The following is a 17887-nucleotide window of genomic DNA, read 5'->3' on the forward strand; positions in this document are numbered from 1 at the left end:
GGAGCCATTATCCTGCACGACCACGGTGAGACGACCCGTTTGCTCCAAGAAAGTGTCCTTGACCTTGTAAATCTCCTTCCCAATCTAAACCGGGCATTAATGCTTGATAACAAGCTTGGGCAATCTCTTCGGAGCTTTTAGTTTGAGAAGGAGGTAGCCAGCCTGAAAGCATCCAGGTTTGCCCAATAGTAGCTGTTTGACTATTTAATATGCGCTCAATTTCAGCTTTGATATCTACAAAGCATTTAGCAGGTTGAGCATTAGTTTTATTTTTGAAAGCACACTCTACAAGTAAGCCATAACTATCACCGAGTAGCACAGGATAGAAATAGCCTTCATATTGTTCATTATGATGTTTTGTCTGTGCGTATACATCTTTGAGAAGATGTACATATTCGCCTGGGAAATCTTGCTCATTTTCTAATAATAATGGGCGAATATATTCAGGAATTTTATTGTAATAAGATCAAACTCAGTTGGTATGGCATCTTTGATTGCTAAGAGCAGATTTTGCCAATGCCCTTTCCAACTTCCTGGCTCATGTGCTTTCACCACACACCATGCTATCGGGATTCCACAACCCGCCAAGAGTATGTTTACTGATAAGACGACAAATTTATTGCCGATACTGGTTGCGTCTAATGCTAATGCAACACGCTTGATATTTCCAGGTAGCAAACTGATCACCCATAACACCAAGGGCGCAAAACAACTACTGACATCTAGAGTGCGACGCAACTTTCCTTTTTTGGCTTTTGCTTCTTGATACCATTCTTTTAATCTTTGACGTACCGTATTTGCCTTTTCGCAGTTGACTTTGGCAATGAATTTTGACACTTTGCTCAAGCTACTTGATTTTGTCATCACTATGCCAAAACTCCATGTTGCCAGCCCTACCACTTGTGGTAGCTTCAAGTGTGGCATTTTCTGTGACACTATATTTGTCCACTGTTTGAGGTACTCATTTTTTAGCATTTGAGCCTCTGCTTCACTCTGTGAATCTGCTTTTATTTTCTGTCGAACATGATTTAATGCTCACACTCTTGTAAAAAACCTACACCTGTCAGCAGGGAGCAGGGGAAGTAGGAGTAGTAGGAGTATCGAGATTTTAAATTTTAAATTTTCGGATGAAAAGCTTTAATTAAAAGTCAATTTTATAGTTCAAAAAGAAAGCTAATAATTACAACTAAGTCTTATATTTTTTCTTCCCAGTCCCCAGTTACCAGCCTTTAAATTTTGGATTTGATTCAATCTAAAATCCAAAATCTAAAATCTAAAATTCCTAGTCCCCAATCACTTTAACTCATTAATATTGTTCATTACTTGCTGATATAAATCATTATTATTTTGTCTTTGAAAGATGGCGGCGGCTTTTTGCAAGTCTTCTAGGGCTGCTTGTTTTTCACCTTGGGCAGCACGGGCGTTTCCTCGGTTGTTGTAGGCGGGGCCGAAGTTAGGGTTGATGCGAATAGCTTGATTGTAATCGCTGATTGCCCCTTGGGTGTCACCTTGGGCAGCACGGGCATTACCTCGGTTATTGTAAGCAATGGCGTATCTGGGATTGAGGCGAATGGCTTGGTTAAAGTCTTGTATCGAGCCGTTTTTATCTCCCTGCACAGAAAGCGCGTTGCCTCGATTGTTGTAGGCTTCGGCATAATTGGGTGAGAGGCGAATGGCTTCGTTGTAGTCGGAGATTGCACCAGCTTGATCACCTAAAGAGGCGCGGGCATTTCCTCGACTGTTGAAGGCTTCAGCATCGTTGGGAGAAAGACGAATGGCTTCATTGTAATCTGCGATCGCTTTTTGTTTGTCGCCTAAATCAAAGTAGGTTAACCCTCTACCTCTATAAGCTGCACCATATTCCGAATCTAGGCTTAGAGCTTTATTATAGGCGGCGATCGCAGCTTGTAAATTACCTTGGGAGTGCTGCTTTTGTCCTTCCAGATAAGCTAGTCCAGCTTGAGAGTTTTTTGCAGAGCGACGGCTAGGAGTATTCACCCCTATTTCTGTCACCAAAACATCTTTGTTGTTACTACAAGAAACTATGGTAATTGCACTCAGTGCGGTCAATACACCCATAGTCAATATTTTAGTTAACTTCACCTGCCTTTGCTCCAATAACCGCAGTTTCATAAGTTGCTCTCAATCGTCATTACAACTGGATAAGTACAAAAAGGCAAAAGTAAAAAGGTAAAAGGCAAAAATGAAAATATTTTTTTAAGCTCTTCACCTGTTTTAAATAGTTGCTTTACTTAGGAACTTCCAAAAATTAAATTATTCAATGAGTAAGAGCAAAGATGTTGATCATAGTCTTTCTTTCCCTCTGCTACCCCTTACGATTAGAGATTTTCTTAGTGGAAAGTCCCTTATACTGCCTTGTAGTAGGGTCAAATTTGTTGTTGAAGATTCACCAAACATCAACCCTAATTATTTTGAGATGTACCTAGCCAATAGACGCGCTTACCTCCTTCCCTCTAGGTTTAATTAACAGTAGTCTGTTTGCACAATCGGGAATTTTATCAAATAAATTTCGTTGTTATTTATTATACTTTTATTTGCATATATTCAGTTACCTACCTGATTAATGCACCAAAAAACTAATAATTATGACTATGATTCTTCATTTTCACCATCTTTTCTAGGAGTCAAACGTGCAGATTGACTAACTTCGATATCCACAGATAACTGTTCCAGATTTTCCCCTAAATCTTTTTGCATCTTTTGAGTCAGAGTAACCGGAAAATCTAAACTAATATTTTGATTTTGTACTAGTCTAGATAGTTCTGTAAACTGCACCTTTACTACTTTGCGTTCATAACTAGTTAGTTTGTACAAGTCAGTTTCTGCTACATTTTGAGCCTGCATAGCTTTTTTCAATCGCTCTTGTAGATGCTCATATTCAGAGTTTAACAATTTCCACTGTTCAGAGATTTGAGTATATTTCCTAGTCAAAACTGTTAAATCTTCTGATGTTGGTTCTGGGTTGCTGATTAACTGCAATTTTAACAAACTTTGATGGATTTGAGCAAGATAAATACAGTCTAGGTAAGCATATTCTATTTGTTCATCACTGAGTGGTCTGATTCCCCAATCGCTACTTTGTGCCTGTTTATCAACATAGTTAAAATTACATAATTCCGTGGCTAAAGTTTGCAATTGATAATTAGGTAATGGTAAAAGATAGTAAGGAATTGTTTTAGCTAATTCTAAAGTGCAGGTGATATTTTTAGCCTGCTTACTGCCTAAAAATTTCAGGTCATAACTAGCGTTATGAAATACCTTTTCAATAGCCGGATTTAACATCACCCTAGCAATAAAATCAGCGACTATATCAGGTTGATTTAAAACATCTAAAAGGTAAACGCGATTGCCACTCATATCGTCAGGATCATCTAACACTTGAATCAGCGATAATTTAGGATGACGACTTTTATATTCTGCTACTTCCGTATCTATCCACAGAGTCGTAGCTTGGGTATATTCGGTTACTAAAGAATTAATTGCACTGGCATCACTCAAGTATGGCATTAGTTAACATTTCCTTAAATTTGGGTCATAGTTTCCCAAATTAGCATTTGATTTGCATATTATTAACCAACTTGTTGATGATCTTTAAAGTGAGGGATGAGGGTTTGGCGACAGTCATGATTTTTTGTCACTACAAACTTTGTGCTTCGAGTTTAGCAAGGTTTTAACTGCGAGTAGTCATAGAAGTAGAGGAACTTGGAGAAACCGATTTTTGGGTTTTTTCTTTTAAGTTAGTAAAGCAGCGATAGGTTTTACGTACAAAATTCAATAAAAAGTAAGGAATCCTCAGCCGGAGTGGTGACAGAATAGGACGATACAGCCAGTAATAGGCTCGCTTGAGATTATCCCATTTAGAACATTTCTCTTCATGCAGGAAGTCAGAAATATCTACTACTAAACCTCTACCTTCATACATCATCACATTCCGTCCGTGGACATCGTGGGGATAAAGTCCACGCTGACGCGCATAATCTAAAGCCTGATCAATATCTTCAATTACCTGTTTAGGAATACGTAAACCGCGCTGGATACAGTCGTACAAAGTCACACCATATAGGCGTTTGAGGACTAAACAACCGTCTTGAGCATATAGACATTCGGAAAAGGCTGAATGAGAACCAAGACGGTGATAAACTTCTACTTCTTCTGCAAATCCTGGTCTTCCTGGTGCATAAATTTTAACTACTACATCGTGGTATTCTGGATGATTAACTACAGCCGCATAGTTACCTCTACCAATCAGTTGCCAAGGATGGGGGAGATAGCGAATTTCCACAGGATCGTGAGGATTCACACTTTCGACTTGAAACTCTGGTAGTAACTCTTGATGAATAATTTCAATCAGTGGATGTATATGCTCATTCATACTGGTAGCGGCTGTGACCAAGTAAATGAAGTGGTTGGCATTAACCAGTATATTTCATATCCTTACCAGAGGAGATTTACGTTTATTTAAGGATAATAATACATCTCTAGATTTCTCTGATTCATCCCACAAGCCTTGCGACTGATACCTGAATATCAGAAAACGCCAATGGTGTAATATTTCCCTCTGCAATAGTTTTTACTGAAGTGTAATGACCATTTTGAGGTTCTCGAAACACAATTATTTGCTTGGTAGACAAATTTAAAACCCAATACTCAGGTATATTCGCATGAGCATAAATGGCAGATTTGAGTTCTAAATCTTTTTTTAAACTCGTTTTAGCAACTTCAATCACCCAAAAGATATCTTGCGGCTGAGGATGACGTTCATTGTAAGCAGATTCAGGCGATCGCACAATAGCAATGTCTGGTTCCGGTTCAGAGTCAGATAGGGTGATTGGCCCGTTAAAGCGGACATCAGCTAAACCAATCAATAATTCCTCTAGATATTTTGCACCTCGCTTGGCACTGTTGTAATGGATTGGTGTTTCTGGACTCATTTCCACAATTTCCCCTGCTAACAATTCTACGCGGCGATCACACAAAATCCCTGCGGCAATCATCCGGTGGTAGTCATCCACAGACCATTTAGCGAGTGTCTTCATAGCAGAATTAAACTCTAATGACTTCAGTTGCTTAATAGCACATCATGTTAATACTAGGATACTTTCTTGCTCTGCATTGTTGAAAATGCTAATTGTGGTGTAATTTTCCCGTAATATTTGCACAATTTTGGCAGTGGAGCAGTTACCGACACGGAGATAGATAAATTTCGGCGGATGACCGTAGACAAGACTACGCTGATGAAAATCCGAATCCTTGGAAACAATCACAAAATCATGAGCTTTCGCGTATTCCCAAATCAATAAATCGTCACTTTGGGTAAGCGCGAGTAATTTTACGTGTGTTGAATTGGGATAAATATCCGCAATCTGAGGAATAATTCTGTCAGAAAGATTTTCGTCTAGAAGTAGTTTCACAGCGATGCTACAAATAATTTTCTTTCGCGGTCAGCAGCAAAAGCCAAACAAGCTTTGATATCTTCAGATGTAAGTTCAGAAAAGTCTTCTAAAATTTCTGCCTGTGTCATTCCACTAGCTAAATATTCCAAAATGTCATACACCGTAATTCGCATTCCTCGAATGCAAGGTTTCCCACTACGTTTTCCAGGTTCAATGGTAATGATATCTTTGTATTCCATGAGTTAGTGAGGGTATTTACTTAATTTCATAATAATCTAAGTCATAGCTCTAAGGAAGTAAGCGAAATTTCCCATAACCGAGAGAAACAAGTTCTACTTTGGGTGGTTTACGTTTAGTCCATGTCAATGCTTTATATTTCTCTAACCAATGCCGAATAACTTTTTCTTTACCATCACGAAACTCTGGGCAAGTTGTCCAAAATGTAGATGTCAGAGTGAAATTATAAGTCTCACTATCAATCTCTACTTTAATTTCTTTCCATGTCCTATCAAAAAATTCATCTCTGTTATTTTTGCGAATACGAATCCCATAATTAATATACTTTCCAATGCCATTTTTCCACGCACTAGCTTGCATTTTATTCATATTATATATTTAAATTAAACTGATTTTGAGTTTAACAAATTTGTCAGTATGATTAATAAATATACTAATATTTTTACAATCAAGCTAATACTGTGGAATTACTCATTGACAAAATCAGTTCAGAAATCGGGACAATTTTAATTGTCTCTAACGGTAAAAAACTTTGCGCTCTTGATTTTGCTGATTATGAGCCAAGAATGTTGAAACTGCTTCAGAAGCGTTATGGTCAATTTTCCTTCCAGAATGTGAAAAATCCCCAGGGATTTAGTGATCAAGTTGCAGCTTATTTTAAAGGCGATCGCACCAGCTGCAAAAATCTTCCTGTAGATACTGGTGGGACTCCATTTCAACAGCAAGTGTGGCTTGCACTGCAAACTATCCCTTGGGGAACTACCATTTCTTACGGTGAACTTGCAGCCAAAATCAACAAGCCGACGGCTTATCGTGCTGTCGGCTTGGCTAATTCACTCAATCCAATTGCGATTGTCCTTCCGTGTCACCGCGTAATTGGTGTAAACAATCAACTCACAGGATACGCGGGGGGATTAGAACGCAAGCGTTGGTTGCTTAATCATGAGAAAGTTGTCAATTATCCTTGAGTCGTGGTTGGTGATGGGGGTAATATAACTTTTTTCGCTAAACCTAGAGTTTGTAAAAGCTTAATACTCCACCAAGTGACATCAATTTCCCACCACTGAAAACCAGCTTTGGCGACATGGGGATAGGTATGATGGTTGTTGTGCCAGCCTTCACCATAGGTAACAATAGAAACCCACCAAAGATTACGCGCATTATCATCAGCATCAAAGGTACGATAACCCCACATATGGGTTGCAGAGTTGACAAACCAAGTACAATGCCACAGTAATACGGCTCTGACAAACATTCCGTAGATGACAAAAGACCATCCTCCCAAGGCGTAAAGCAACAACCCTAGAGGAATTTGCAACAGTAGAAAATAACGGTCTAACCAACGATAAAAAGGTTGTCTTGCTAAATCAGGCGCGCTTTTTTCATACTTTTCATCTTCAAAAAATTCTGCACGAGGGTAGAAAATCCACAACATATGACTCCACCAAAAGCCACGTTTGGCAGAGTAAGGATCTAATTGTACGTCTTCTGTGTGGGCGTGATGTTGGCGGTGTCCTCCCACCCAAAAAATTGGCCCCCCTTGTAAAGCTAATGCACCGATGAAAGCGATCGCATACTCTAACCACTTGGGTACTTGAAAACTCTTATGGCTGAGTAAGCGGTGATATCCGAGACAGATCCCAATACTGCCAAACAACCAGTGCAGAAATAACAGCAAACCCAAAGCCGACCAAGAGAAAAACCAAGGTGCTAATAAAGCTAAGGCATGAATAATGCCAAAAAATGCCACATTTATCCACCTGAGACGTAATGGTGTTTCTCCTTCGGTGGCGATCGCAAGATGTTTTGCAGTCATAAAAATTCCTGTCGATGGTTTATGTGAAGATTTGCTCTGATATCTATGTGCATGACATAGCCATTGAGAGGCAGGGGGAGTAGGGCAGGGATAAGAGTGAAAATAGTGATACATTGGCTAATTTTGAGTACAAAAGCTCGTAAATGAGTGATTGACTCCCCTGCCCCCTGCTTTGACCCCTGCTTTTTTTACAGTAGACTAGAGCAAGTATCACTTACATTTGCCATGCTAACAATTATGTTTTGTTTGTGCAAGTGCCACTTACATTTTTTTTATGACATCCCAACCTGTTTCTACCCGACAACGTTTAATTCAAGCGGCCTTGGAGTTATTTACGGCTCAAGGAGTTAGTGCCACTACCACCCGCCAAATCGCAGAAAAGGCAGCAGTGAACGAAGTGACGCTATTTCGGAATTTTGGGCATAAACATGGATTATTGTTAGCTGTATTAGAGGAATCGGCATCTTTTAAGAATTTAGGCGAATCCCTAGTCAGACGGGCTACGCCTCCAGGTGATGTTTACCAATCCTTAAAAGATTATGCAAGTGACACTTTACAAGCATTGGAAAGAATACCAGAGTTAGTGCGGTCTGTGGTTGGGGAAGCTGATCAATTTCCGGCGGAAAATCGCCGCGCTTTGGGACGAGGATTAACAGAGGCTAATCGTTATGTCGCCCAATACTTAGCTACTGTGATTCAACATGGAGATTTACACACCTATCTACCAGCAGAAAAATTAGCTAGTTTTCTCAATGGGATGATTTTGGGATACGCAGTGATTGAATTCACCAGCGAATTTCATGAACTGTGGGAAAGTCGGGATGATTTTTTAGAAAATTTAGTAGAATTATTCCTAAATGGTGCAATGTCGTCGAATGCGAACAGCTTATTAACTAGTTTAAACACTCCAGAAATAGCTGATTTACCTGCTGTTTTAGTTCACACAATTTTGCAAAACGCCAAAAAATCGGGATTGCAAGATTATGCGATCGCTTACTTATTATTTGCAGCTGGCTTATCATCCACAGACATCGTCAATTTGCAGCGCAACCATCAAATTTATGATGCTAATGGTCATTTTTTGCAAATTACTACCCCTGGGTATGTACGACAAGTACCTGTAAATCAATGGATTTTAGGTAAACGCTACGGTTCTTACACCGACAATCCTGTAACTAAATATTTGAAAACTCGTAAAGATAGCCAAACAGCAATGTTTCTGAATACAGCAGGTACAGCTATGACTGAATCTGATGTGTGGAAACATTGGGAAACATGGACTCAAACTTTGTTAACACCCCAAGGAAAACCACCAACTATCACCCAAGCACAACACACTTGGCGCGTAGAAATGCTCATGCGAGGAATAAGTTTAGAAAATTTGAGTATTTTGACAGGTTGCGATCGCACTCAATTACAACCCTACGCTCATCGAGCCAGAGAAAAAGCTGCTTTAGAACAAGCCACTAAACTAGATCAGAGGCCTGGTTGAAAGTAGTGCTGAGTAATGAGTAATGAGTAATGAGTAATGAGTAATAAGTTATAAGTCATGAGTAATAAGTGGTGAGTATAATCCCGTAGTTCAAATTAGGAGATTGAAACAAGGACACATTTTTTTCCAAGTCTTACGCGTCTCACAGCCGCAATCCTTCTCATAGAGTCAGAAAATATAAATATTTTTATCTCTTGGACTTTTACTCAGCACCGGCTAAACGCCGCGCTACCGCTAACAGCACTCAGCACTCATTACTCAGCAATTAAGTCTTGTTTATTACTTCGCTATAGGTGATCGCTCTTTTAAAGTTTGTCTTGATGTAGTAGTTTCATCGATGACTCAAGAGAAAAACTTACTTCAAATTGATGCTGGCTGAATTTTTTGCCTATTTTTAGTCAGAAAATTCACATCAGTTTATGGTATGGATCAGTTTTAATAAGATAAAACATATCTTCACTAAAATTCATCCGGCATTGCATCTCCGTATTTTGGAGTAAACAGCATCAACAAAAACAAGCACACACAAAGAGCATTCCTATGAGCCGAAAAGTTAGCAAAATCTTCAAGCAGTCTGGTGTCATTCCCTATCGTATCAGAAATGGCAGAGTAGAAATACTACTGATTTCAACAAGCGATCGCCAAAGTTGGGGAATGCCAAAAGGAGGAATTGTCAACGGTATGACTCCACCAGCTTCAGCTGCTAAAGAAGCATGGGAAGAAGCAGGGGTAATTGGTCAAGTCGAGTCCAATAAACTAGGTACTTATAAATATCGCAAACGAGGCAAGGTCTACCGCGTCAAAATGTATTTATTGCCGGTTGAGATTGTCAGTAGTAATTATCCAGAAGCTAAAAAAAGATATCGACGCTGGCTAGATGCCAAACAAGCCATGAAAATTATGAAAAAAGCTGCTCTTAAACGTATATTAAAAGGAATCATCCAGACAAAAAAGCGAGCTTGTGTTTCCTAGCAATCATTGGCTGATTTATCTTTATTTTGGTAGCATAATGATAAATTCTGCTCCTTGGTTTGGTGCAGAATTCACTTCTATAGTTCCCTGATGTTTTTCCATAACGATTTGACGGGCGATCGCTAATCCCAAGCCTGTACCTTTACCGACGATTTTCGTAGTATAAAGATGGTCAAAAATCTTCTCTTGTAATTCTGGACTTATGCCTAAACCATTATCTTGAATACTAATAATTACTTGCTTTTGATCGTCACTCATTTTAGTAGTGATTGTAATCACATTGGGATGAGCTTTGATCTCAGCAAAACTCCGTTCCATATTTGATTCTTCTAGAGCATCGATAGCGTTGGCTAATAAATTCATAAATACCTGATTTAATTGTCCAGGGAAACAATCTATTTGAGGTAATTGACCATAATTTTTCACCACTGTAATTGCGGGGCGATTTTCGTTAGCTTTGAGTCGATGTTTAAGAATCAAAAGTGTACTATCTAAACCATCATGAATATTAAAAGGCACTTTATTATCAGAATCAGCGCGTGAGAAAATGCGTAAGCTATTACTAATTTCGCGGATGCGTTGCACCCCTTCTTGCATCGAACAAATTAATTTTGGTAAGTCTTCGCGGAGATATTTTAAATCAATGTTCTCTCTTTCCAACTCAATTTCTTCACCAGGATCGGGAAATTTTTCTTCGTAAAGTTTCAGCAGAGCAAATAAATCTCGTACCCCTTCATAAGCAGGTTGAATATTACCTTTAATAAAGCCTACAGGATTATTAATTTCGTGAGCTACACCAGCTACCAGATTACCTAAAGCTGACATCTTTTCGCTTTGAATAATCTGTAATTGTGCTTGTTGGAGGTTTTGCAAAGCTTGTTCTAGTTCTTGGGATTTTTGTTGTAAAGCGGCTTCGGCTTGTTGACGATCAGTGATATCTACAGCCATCGAAACACCGCCACACACCTCGCCATCGGAGTTAAACATCGGCGCATTAAACCACTCACAAATAATTCGTCGGCCATCCTTAGTCAAGTTTTCATTAATTGCGTGAGTTCCCCCACGTTGAGCTAAAATTTTATCTCTCACATCATTTACATAGATATGATACTCTTCAGGAATAATGCACCGTAAACTCTTACCGAGAATTTCTGCTGCTTGATAACCAAATACTTTTTCTGCGGCGGGATTCCAAGCTTGAAATTCAAAATCAGTATTCCACTCAATAATAACGATAGATGTTTCTTGAATAATGAGTTGTAATCTTCTTTGAGATTGTTCTAGATGTTCAGATTTCTCCCGTTCGAGTGCGTGGAGTCGGGCATTTTCTAGAGAAATGGCCGCTTGGCTACAGAGGAAATTTAACACAACTAAGCGATCGCTGGTAAATACCCCTTGAGTTAGTTGATTTTCTAGATACAAAATCCCCACTAAATTCCCTTGGTTGAGAATTGGCATACATAGTACACTCTTGGGTTGGACAAAGTGCATATATTCGCCAATCACCCCAGGAATATCGGTGCGTAAATTGTCAATTACTACTGTTTCTTGGGTATTTTTGACATAATAAATCAGTTGTTTGGGTATACCTGCACAAGTATCTACTGGTTGTGTATCTAAAATAGTTTCTACATCACTCCCCGAATAAGTAATTGCTCTGACTTGCCAAGTATTTTCTTGGGGCAAAATTAACGCAGTTTTCTTAGCACCAGAGTTTTCTAAAATAATTCGAGTCAGACTGATGATTAGTTGATCCAATTCGATGGAACTGGAGATGGCTTGAGCTGCCTTGAGAATAGAAGCAAAATCGAGAGCATGAGCCAGATTGTTGTTGCTACTATTAGAATTACGGGTAGATGAAGAAGTACGAGTTAAGCCGAAATCAGCAATGGTTTCTAGTGGGTTGAGGTTGAGTTGTCGTTGCTGCAAAATTGGTTGCAACAGTTGGGGATAGCGTTTCTCTAAATCATTTACCTTGCTTAAAGCTCCCCAACGAGCATAGCAGTAGTAAGCTTCCTGCATATAGCCTGCGGCTACTTTCTCCTTGCCCCATTCTAAGTAAAACTTGGCAGCCAGTTCATTAGCGATCGCCTCTTCTTGAATGTATGCGTTAGTTTTCGCCTCATTAATAGCGCGATCGTATAAATCTATAGCTTCAATTCCTCTACCAGAAATTTTGAGCATTTCCGCAGACAGTAACAAATATCGATGTTGAAAGTTTTCTGGGCAGTTATCCGCCCATTTTTTGATAACTTGCTGCTGTTGTTGTAATATTACCCAATATTCCTGTTGTTCTTCTGGTGTCGCTGTTTCACATAGTCCTGCTAAACAGAGGGGATAGTAGAAATGGTATTGAATAATCGGGAAAAACCCCGCGTTAGCAGGTAGGGTTTTCTGCGCTTCTAATGCAGCTGCAACGCCATCCGCATAACGTCCATAAAGGTATGCAAGTTGGAGTTTCAGAAAACAGTACCAGTTAATTCCGTGTTCAAAGTTCTGTTTTTGTCGCCAAATATCTATGTATGGTACTTCCTGTTCGTGGCGATCGCTTAATAAGTCAGTCTTTTGAGCAGAATCTTGCAAATTTAATAAAAACTGTCGCTGTAATGTGAAAGCATACAGCATATTTACATCGTTAACTTGCTGCACATAACTCAGATACTTCTCAGTTTCAGCGTAAACATCCGCGAGGCGATCGCCTTTAATTAACATCGCCCAAATTAAAAACGAAACCGCCCAGACACCAAACACCACATCCCCTGCTTCTCGGCTGTTTTGATATGCTTGCTCAGATACCACTAAATTTGTTCGCAAATGCCGATTATAGGGGTTAATTGTATGTGCAAAGATATTATTGGTTTTGTGTATAAACTTAGTGCTATTAAAATGGCGATCCAGTTTTAAACCTAGTTCTCCAAATTCATAAGCAGTTGCATAATCTCCTTGATTGGCTAAACTCATACCATAAAGACAGTAAGCAAAACCAGAGGCAGGAGCATTGCCATATTTTAATGATAAATTAATCATTAATAGAGAACTGAGAACAGCTAGATTTTGATGCCCCGCCATATAAGTAGCCGCCCAAAGGTCAGCTAAAAGACTGATACAGACCTTGTTCACTGGGTCTGTCATCTCAGGTAAATTAAATAAATCTGCTGGATGAATCTGGGCTAGTTGAGTATTTAATTTTTCTATTTCAATCTTGAGTGCAGATTCTTGTTCTCCAATGGTAGAAGGTAATTGCATCCCCATTACGCTTAAACCTTGTAATCCCGCTTCACAAGCCGCTTGGATATTTTCCCCCTGAGTCATTTTCAGATACATTTGCACCGCATAAATATCTGCTTGGTCAAACTTATCTTGAGTATGATTTAGGGCTAAATCAAATAGCCTTTCTGCCTGATTTAAATTACCAGTTAAATATTCACACTCAGCCAATTCTCGATGTAAACCAAAGGTAAGTTGATAGTGAGTATCCCAACTATTGGCGGCTAATAATTCCACACCATAACTTAAGTATTTGACAGCAGAAGTGTAAGCAGTTGCAGCTTTAGCTTTCCTCCCTGCTATTAAATTTAACTGGGCTAACTTATATTTTTCTGCTTGTCGGTTAATGATCTTAATACCCTGATTTAGCTGACCGACAATCTCAAAAATGCTGGCTTCCAATGCTTCTGGAGATGTATTTTCTAAAAGTAACTGTCCAATTTTTAAATGAGTCAACTGCTTTTGCGATTCAGGGATTAAAGCATAGGCTGCTTGCTGCACTCTATCATGGAGGAATTTATATGTAACAATCTCAGAAGTTTCGTGAGTAACTAGTTGATTAACATCCCCGACATAAAATTTATAAATATCATTTCGGGGTAAAATTAAGCCTTCTTGCAAGGCATTCCATAGACAAACAGCAGTTTCTATGACTGACTGTTCCGAAACAATGGCAAGGACTTGCAAATCAAAATGATTACCAATGCAAGCCGCCAATTTGAGGACTTGTTGAGTTGATGGTGGTAGCTTTCGCAATTGTATGCCCATAAACTCTACCACATCATCTGTCAATGCTTGCTGATTTATTTGGCTAATATCACATTGCCAACATCCCTCAAATGAGTTAAATTCAATCAATCCATCTTGGTGTAGTGCTTTGAGGAATTGGGTAGTAAAAAAAGGATTACCTTGAGTTTTTTGATAGACTAATTGTGACAGAGACCAAGAAGAATCTTCAGCACAACCTAATGTATCAGCTACTAGTTGATTGAGTTTTAAATAGCTGAGATTATTCAAGGTAATTGTGTGAATTTTGGGAGTTATTTCCTGAATTTTAGCTAAAGTTAACATCAACGGATGGGCTGGTGTGACTTCATTATCTCTATAGGCACCAATTAATAATAAATAACCATTATTGATATTACTGATTAATAAATTTATCAGTTGTAGGGATGCAGAATCAGCCCATTGTAAGTCATCTAAAAATATCACTAGGGGATGTTCTGGGCTGGTGAAAACTTGAATAAATTTTTGCCATAATAAATTAAATCTATTTTGAGCTGCACTACCTGACAACTCTGGTACTGCTTTTTGCTTACCAATAATCAATTCTAATTCAGGAATCACCTCAATGATTAACTGACCACTTTCTCCTAATGCTGCTAGGATTTTATCTTGCCAATTCTGCACTACTGCATCTGGTTCTGTTAATAATTGCCCCATCAAATTACGAAATGCTTGCACAAATGCAGAAAAAGGAATGTTGCGATTGAACTGATCAAACTTGCCTTTAATAAAGTAACCACGCTGTTTAATTATTGGTTTATGAACTTCATTGACAACTGCGGTTTTACCGATACCAGAAAATCCTGCAACTAACATTAATTCTGATGTGCCGTGAGTAACTCTAGCAAAAGCATCAAGTAATATTTGTACCTCCTGTTCTCGTCCATAGAGCTTTTCGGGAATAGTGAAGCGGTGACAAATATCTCTTTTACCTATGGTAAATTCGGGGATTTCTCCTATGGTTGTAAATTGCTGCCAGCAAGTTTCTAAATCATATTTTAAACCCAGCGCGCTTTGATATCTTTCCTCGGCATTTTTCGCCATGAGTTTGGTAATAATTTGGGAAATTACTCCTGGAATCTGAGGGTTGATTTGATGCGGCGGGGTGGCTAATTTTGCTAGATGGGCGTGAACTAATTCGATGGGGTCATCAGAATGAAAAGGTAATTTTCCAGTTAACATTTCATAGAAAGTTACCCCCAAGGAATAAAAGTCAGTGCGATAATCAATACCTCGATTCATGCGTCCAGTTTGTTCTGGCGATAAATAGGCGATAGTTCCTTCTAAAACATGAATACTTTGAATTTCTTGTATTTCTCTTGGTAGTAGAGAAGCGATACTAAAATCTATGAGTTTTACTTGTTTAGTTTGGGGATTAATTAAAATATTGGCGGGCTTAATATCTTTATGAATCACACACAGGTTTGACCCGTCGTCAATACTATTATGTAGTTGGTGGATGATATCTGCAATCTGAATTGCCACTGGTAAAAAATTGGCGATTAATTGGGTATTGCCTTGTTCTATGCCCCATTCTTTGAGGGATATACCGCCAAAATCTTCCATGACTAGAGCATAGCCGTTATGGTAAGCTTCTAAGCAATAGGGTTGAATGATACCAGTTAAAGCGAGATTCTTCGCAATCACATACTGGTTGCGAAATTGTAAGAGTTCGTGAAAACTAGGGTATTCTACACGCATTAGCTTAATTACCACAGGTTTTTGGTCTTGCTCCCGCATTCCTCGGTAAACTACTGTGCGTGTACCTGAGTAAATTTCGTCTTTGATAATATAACCAGGGAACTGAGTCTCAAATATCCTGACCATAATGACTATCTCTTACTAATCTGGAGTTAGTTTTCCCCGTCTACATTCCAAATTAGCAGGCGATCGCTACATTGCATCTATACAAAATTTTACAAAGCAGTTTTTTTGACAGTTGACTGTTAACGCTTAACAGTCAACGCGCCGCATTGTGAAGAATCTAAGCTTCTGGAGGTAAATCTACACTGTATAGAACTTGTCCAGCTAAATCACGTATTGATACGGTCATCACTTTGCTTGCACCATTGATTTTAACAGCACCAAAGAATTGTAAACCTGCACTTGGGGGTCGATTTGCTCTTGTCCCCAGGGGAAGGCTTTGGAAAATCAACTGTGGCCCAAAAGTATTTTCTAATTGGTTCGGCCCGAATGTACCAGCGTTGAGAGGCCCGGCGACAAATTCCCAAAAAGGTTTGAAGTCTTGAAACTGCGCTTTATTGGGGTCGTAATAGTGGGCTGCGGCATAATGAACATCAGCAGTTATCCACACTACATTTTTAATATTCTTCTGTTTGATAAACCGCAGTAAATCAGCAATTTCTAACTCTCTCCCTAAAGGTACGCCGTTGTCAGCGTTAGCCCAAGCCTCAAAGTCTGTGCTACCATCTCGCACTATTAATCCTAGCGGCATATCACTGGAAATAACTTTCCATGTAGCTTTGGATGTGAGCAGTTGACGTTTAATCCATTGTATTTGTTTGCTACCCAGCATATCAGTATCTGGGCTGGGTACTGGTTGATTATTGGGACTATTTCGCCCTCTATAGGTGCGTTCATCGAGCATGAAAATATCTAACAAGGGGCCATAATTAAAGGCGCGATAAATTCTCGCTTGCTCGGTGTTATTGGTTGTATAGCCAATGGGCATATATTCTAAGAAGGCTTGTCTTGCTCTTTGTACTAGCAAGTTCACATCCTTGACTGCATAACGGGCATCAGTGAGGATTTCCCCAGGGTACCAGTTATTAGTCACTTCGTGGTCATCCCATTGTGCCAACATGGGAACTTCGGCGTTAAACCGCTTCACATTTTCATCTAGTAGGTTGTATTGATAGTTCCCACGAAATTCTTTGAGTGTTTCTGCAACTTTCGATTTTTCTTCTGTGGTGATATTTTTCCAGATACTACCATCATCTAGGGTTACTTGGGTGGAGATTGGGTTATCAGCGTAAATCGTATCACCGCAATGGACAAAAAAGTCGGGTTGGAGTTGGCGCATAGTTTCGTAAATTCTCATCCCGCCAAATTCAGGATTTATACCCCATCCTTGACCGGCGGTATCTCCACCCCAAACAAATACTATGTCTCTATTGGTAATAGCGGGAGTGCGAAAGCTACCGTTTACAGGTTCACTGTAGGTATCTTGATTTAAATCTTGGAACAGCACCCGATAAAAAATTTGTTGATTGGGTGGTAGATTTCTTAAGTTTAATCTGGCTGTAAAGTCGGTGGCTGCTAAAGCTTGAGGCCCTAAAACACGCTGCAAACTACTAAAAGAGGGGTTTGTGGAATATTCTACGAGCATTCTAGAGGCGCGATCGCTCTTACTCCAAATCACCACATTATTACTAGTAATATCCCCAGTCGCTACACCATAAGGTATTGTAGGACGCATTTTATCGGAGGTAATAATTGCTGGTGCTTGTCCAAAAACTGGAGATTTTGATAAAACATTTGTGGTAATAATTCCACCTGCTGTTACTGCTGAATTGAGCAAAAATCGACGACGATTTAGCTTTAATGGATGATGAGATTCCATACTAATTAATAGAATATCCAGCGAAGTCTTACAGAATCAGTGTTTACCACAGGCGATGATGGCAACAAGTAAAGATAGAGTTATCTAGTGGTTAATAAAAATCACTTCAAAATACTTTATGTAATTTAACATTTCAGCCAAAAATGTCATTTTACCTGCTATTAAATTTTGCTTAAACTAGCTACCGAAAAATAGACTAAATCTAGACATCTGTGCTAATACCACCAGTAAAAAACATTATTTTCGTAAATTTATTTAGGAAAATAACTATTTTTTACCTCTGCACCTGATGTTGACAAATTTAGCCAAAATTTAATTTG

Annotated in this window: 15 protein-coding genes; 3 read left to right on the forward strand and 12 right to left on the reverse strand. The window is 39.1% G+C overall.

Features of this window, described 5'->3' with window-relative positions:
• Positions 1 to 7 precede the first annotated feature (7 nt).
• The 9 genes from ACQFX9_RS16535 to ACQFX9_RS16575 form a co-directional block, all read right to left on the reverse strand.
• The gene (locus ACQFX9_RS16535; RefSeq protein ID WP_427156990.1) at positions 8 to 319 is read right to left on the reverse strand and encodes a hypothetical protein; all 312 of its coding nucleotides are present in this window, start codon (positions 317 to 319) and stop codon (positions 8 to 10) included.
• Between the two features lie 101 nt (positions 320 to 420).
• Positions 421 to 924 carry a hypothetical protein gene (locus ACQFX9_RS16540; protein ID WP_427156991.1) on the reverse strand — a complete coding sequence of 168 codons (504 nt, stop codon included), beginning with the start codon at positions 922 to 924 and terminating at the stop codon, positions 421 to 423.
• A gap of 369 nt (positions 925 to 1293) precedes the next feature.
• A complete protein-coding gene (locus tag ACQFX9_RS16545) occupies positions 1294 to 2133 on the reverse strand; it encodes a tetratricopeptide repeat protein (protein WP_427156992.1) in 840 nt (279 codons plus the stop codon).
• Between the two features lie 477 nt (positions 2134 to 2610).
• Complete coding sequence (locus ACQFX9_RS16550; RefSeq protein ID WP_427156994.1) at positions 2611 to 3528, reverse strand: ribonuclease D; 918 nt, start codon at positions 3526 to 3528, stop codon at positions 2611 to 2613.
• Between the two features lie 163 nt (positions 3529 to 3691).
• Complete coding sequence (locus tag ACQFX9_RS16555; RefSeq protein ID WP_427156996.1) at positions 3692 to 4393, reverse strand: serine/threonine protein kinase; 702 nt, start codon at positions 4391 to 4393, stop codon at positions 3692 to 3694.
• A gap of 121 nt (positions 4394 to 4514) precedes the next feature.
• On the reverse strand, positions 4515 to 5057 hold the full coding sequence (locus ACQFX9_RS16560) for a Uma2 family endonuclease (RefSeq protein ID WP_427156999.1): 543 nt from the start codon (positions 5055 to 5057) through the stop codon (positions 4515 to 4517).
• 42 nt (positions 5058 to 5099) lie between these two features.
• Complete coding sequence (locus ACQFX9_RS16565; protein WP_427157001.1) at positions 5100 to 5432, reverse strand: DUF5615 family PIN-like protein; 333 nt, start codon at positions 5430 to 5432, stop codon at positions 5100 to 5102.
• Entirely contained in the window at positions 5429 to 5653 is a 225-nt protein-coding gene (locus tag ACQFX9_RS16570) for a DUF433 domain-containing protein (protein ID WP_427157003.1), read from the reverse strand. Before ACQFX9_RS16570 ends, ACQFX9_RS16565 begins: the two co-directional genes overlap by 4 nt.
• A gap of 49 nt (positions 5654 to 5702) precedes the next feature.
• Positions 5703 to 6020, reverse strand: coding sequence for a hypothetical protein (locus ACQFX9_RS16575; protein ID WP_427157005.1), 318 nt, complete (start codon positions 6018 to 6020; stop codon positions 5703 to 5705).
• A 92-nt stretch (positions 6021 to 6112) separates the two neighbouring features.
• On the opposite strand from ACQFX9_RS16575, the gene ACQFX9_RS16580 reads away from it, so the two are divergent.
• Positions 6113 to 6619 (forward strand): methylated-DNA--[protein]-cysteine S-methyltransferase, encoded by a 507-nt coding sequence (locus tag ACQFX9_RS16580; RefSeq protein ID WP_427157007.1) that lies wholly within the window; start codon positions 6113 to 6115, stop codon positions 6617 to 6619.
• On the opposite strand, the gene ACQFX9_RS16585 is transcribed toward ACQFX9_RS16580, so the two are convergent.
• The gene (locus ACQFX9_RS16585; RefSeq protein ID WP_427157008.1) at positions 6610 to 7467 is read right to left on the reverse strand and encodes an acyl-CoA desaturase; all 858 of its coding nucleotides are present in this window, start codon (positions 7465 to 7467) and stop codon (positions 6610 to 6612) included. The genes ACQFX9_RS16580 and ACQFX9_RS16585 overlap by 10 nt on opposite strands.
• 274 nt (positions 7468 to 7741) lie before the next feature.
• On the opposite strand from ACQFX9_RS16585, the gene ACQFX9_RS16590 reads away from it, so the two are divergent.
• Together ACQFX9_RS16590 and ACQFX9_RS16595 are read left to right on the forward strand one after the other, a co-directional pair.
• Positions 7742 to 8959, forward strand: a complete 1218-nt coding sequence (locus ACQFX9_RS16590) for a TetR family transcriptional regulator (protein WP_427157010.1) — start codon at positions 7742 to 7744, stop codon at positions 8957 to 8959.
• Positions 8960 to 9499: 540 nt separating this feature from the next.
• Complete coding sequence (locus ACQFX9_RS16595) at positions 9500 to 9931, forward strand: NUDIX hydrolase (protein ID WP_427157011.1); 432 nt, start codon at positions 9500 to 9502, stop codon at positions 9929 to 9931.
• Between the two features lie 21 nt (positions 9932 to 9952).
• On the opposite strand, the gene ACQFX9_RS16600 is transcribed toward ACQFX9_RS16595, so the two are convergent.
• Both ACQFX9_RS16600 and ACQFX9_RS16605 read right to left on the reverse strand, forming a co-directional pair.
• A complete protein-coding gene (locus ACQFX9_RS16600) occupies positions 9953 to 15811 on the reverse strand; it encodes an ATP-binding sensor histidine kinase (protein ID WP_427157013.1) in 5859 nt (1952 codons plus the stop codon).
• A gap of 157 nt (positions 15812 to 15968) precedes the next feature.
• Positions 15969 to 17567, reverse strand: coding sequence for an alkaline phosphatase D family protein (locus ACQFX9_RS16605; RefSeq protein WP_427157015.1), 1599 nt, complete (start codon positions 17565 to 17567; stop codon positions 15969 to 15971).
• Positions 17568 to 17887 lie beyond the last annotated feature (320 nt).

This window comes from Aliinostoc sp. HNIBRCY26 (assembly GCF_050235535.1).
GTDB lineage: Bacteria > Cyanobacteriota > Cyanobacteriia > Cyanobacteriales > Nostocaceae > Trichormus.

What these genes read in the sequence shown, in the direction of transcription:
- ACQFX9_RS16540 (WP_427156991.1), bottom strand. Translation starts at nt 924, where the DNA reads ATGCCACACTTGAAGCTACCACAAGTGGTAGGGCTGGCAACATGGAGT.
- ACQFX9_RS16545 (WP_427156992.1), bottom strand. Translation starts at nt 2,133, where the DNA reads ATGAAACTGCGGTTATTGGAGCAAAGGCAGGTGAAGTTAACTAAAATA.
- ACQFX9_RS16550 (WP_427156994.1), bottom strand. Translation starts at nt 3,528, where the DNA reads ATGCCATACTTGAGTGATGCCAGTGCAATTAATTCTTTAGTAACCGAA.
- ACQFX9_RS16555 (WP_427156996.1), bottom strand. Translation starts at nt 4,393, where the DNA reads ATGAATGAGCATATACATCCACTGATTGAAATTATTCATCAAGAGTTA.
- ACQFX9_RS16560 (WP_427156999.1), bottom strand. Translation starts at nt 5,057, where the DNA reads ATGAAGACACTCGCTAAATGGTCTGTGGATGACTACCACCGGATGATT.
- ACQFX9_RS16570 (WP_427157003.1), bottom strand. Translation starts at nt 5,653, where the DNA reads ATGGAATACAAAGATATCATTACCATTGAACCTGGAAAACGTAGTGGG.
- ACQFX9_RS16575 (WP_427157005.1), bottom strand. Translation starts at nt 6,020, where the DNA reads ATGAATAAAATGCAAGCTAGTGCGTGGAAAAATGGCATTGGAAAGTAT.
- ACQFX9_RS16585 (WP_427157008.1), bottom strand. Translation starts at nt 7,467, where the DNA reads ATGACTGCAAAACATCTTGCGATCGCCACCGAAGGAGAAACACCATTA.
- ACQFX9_RS16590 (WP_427157010.1), top strand. Translation starts at nt 7,742, where the DNA reads ATGACATCCCAACCTGTTTCTACCCGACAACGTTTAATTCAAGCGGCC.
- ACQFX9_RS16595 (WP_427157011.1), top strand. Translation starts at nt 9,500, where the DNA reads ATGAGCCGAAAAGTTAGCAAAATCTTCAAGCAGTCTGGTGTCATTCCC.
- ACQFX9_RS16600 (WP_427157013.1), bottom strand. Translation starts at nt 15,811, where the DNA reads ATGGTCAGGATATTTGAGACTCAGTTCCCTGGTTATATTATCAAAGAC.
- ACQFX9_RS16605 (WP_427157015.1), bottom strand. Translation starts at nt 17,567, where the DNA reads ATGGAATCTCATCATCCATTAAAGCTAAATCGTCGTCGATTTTTGCTC.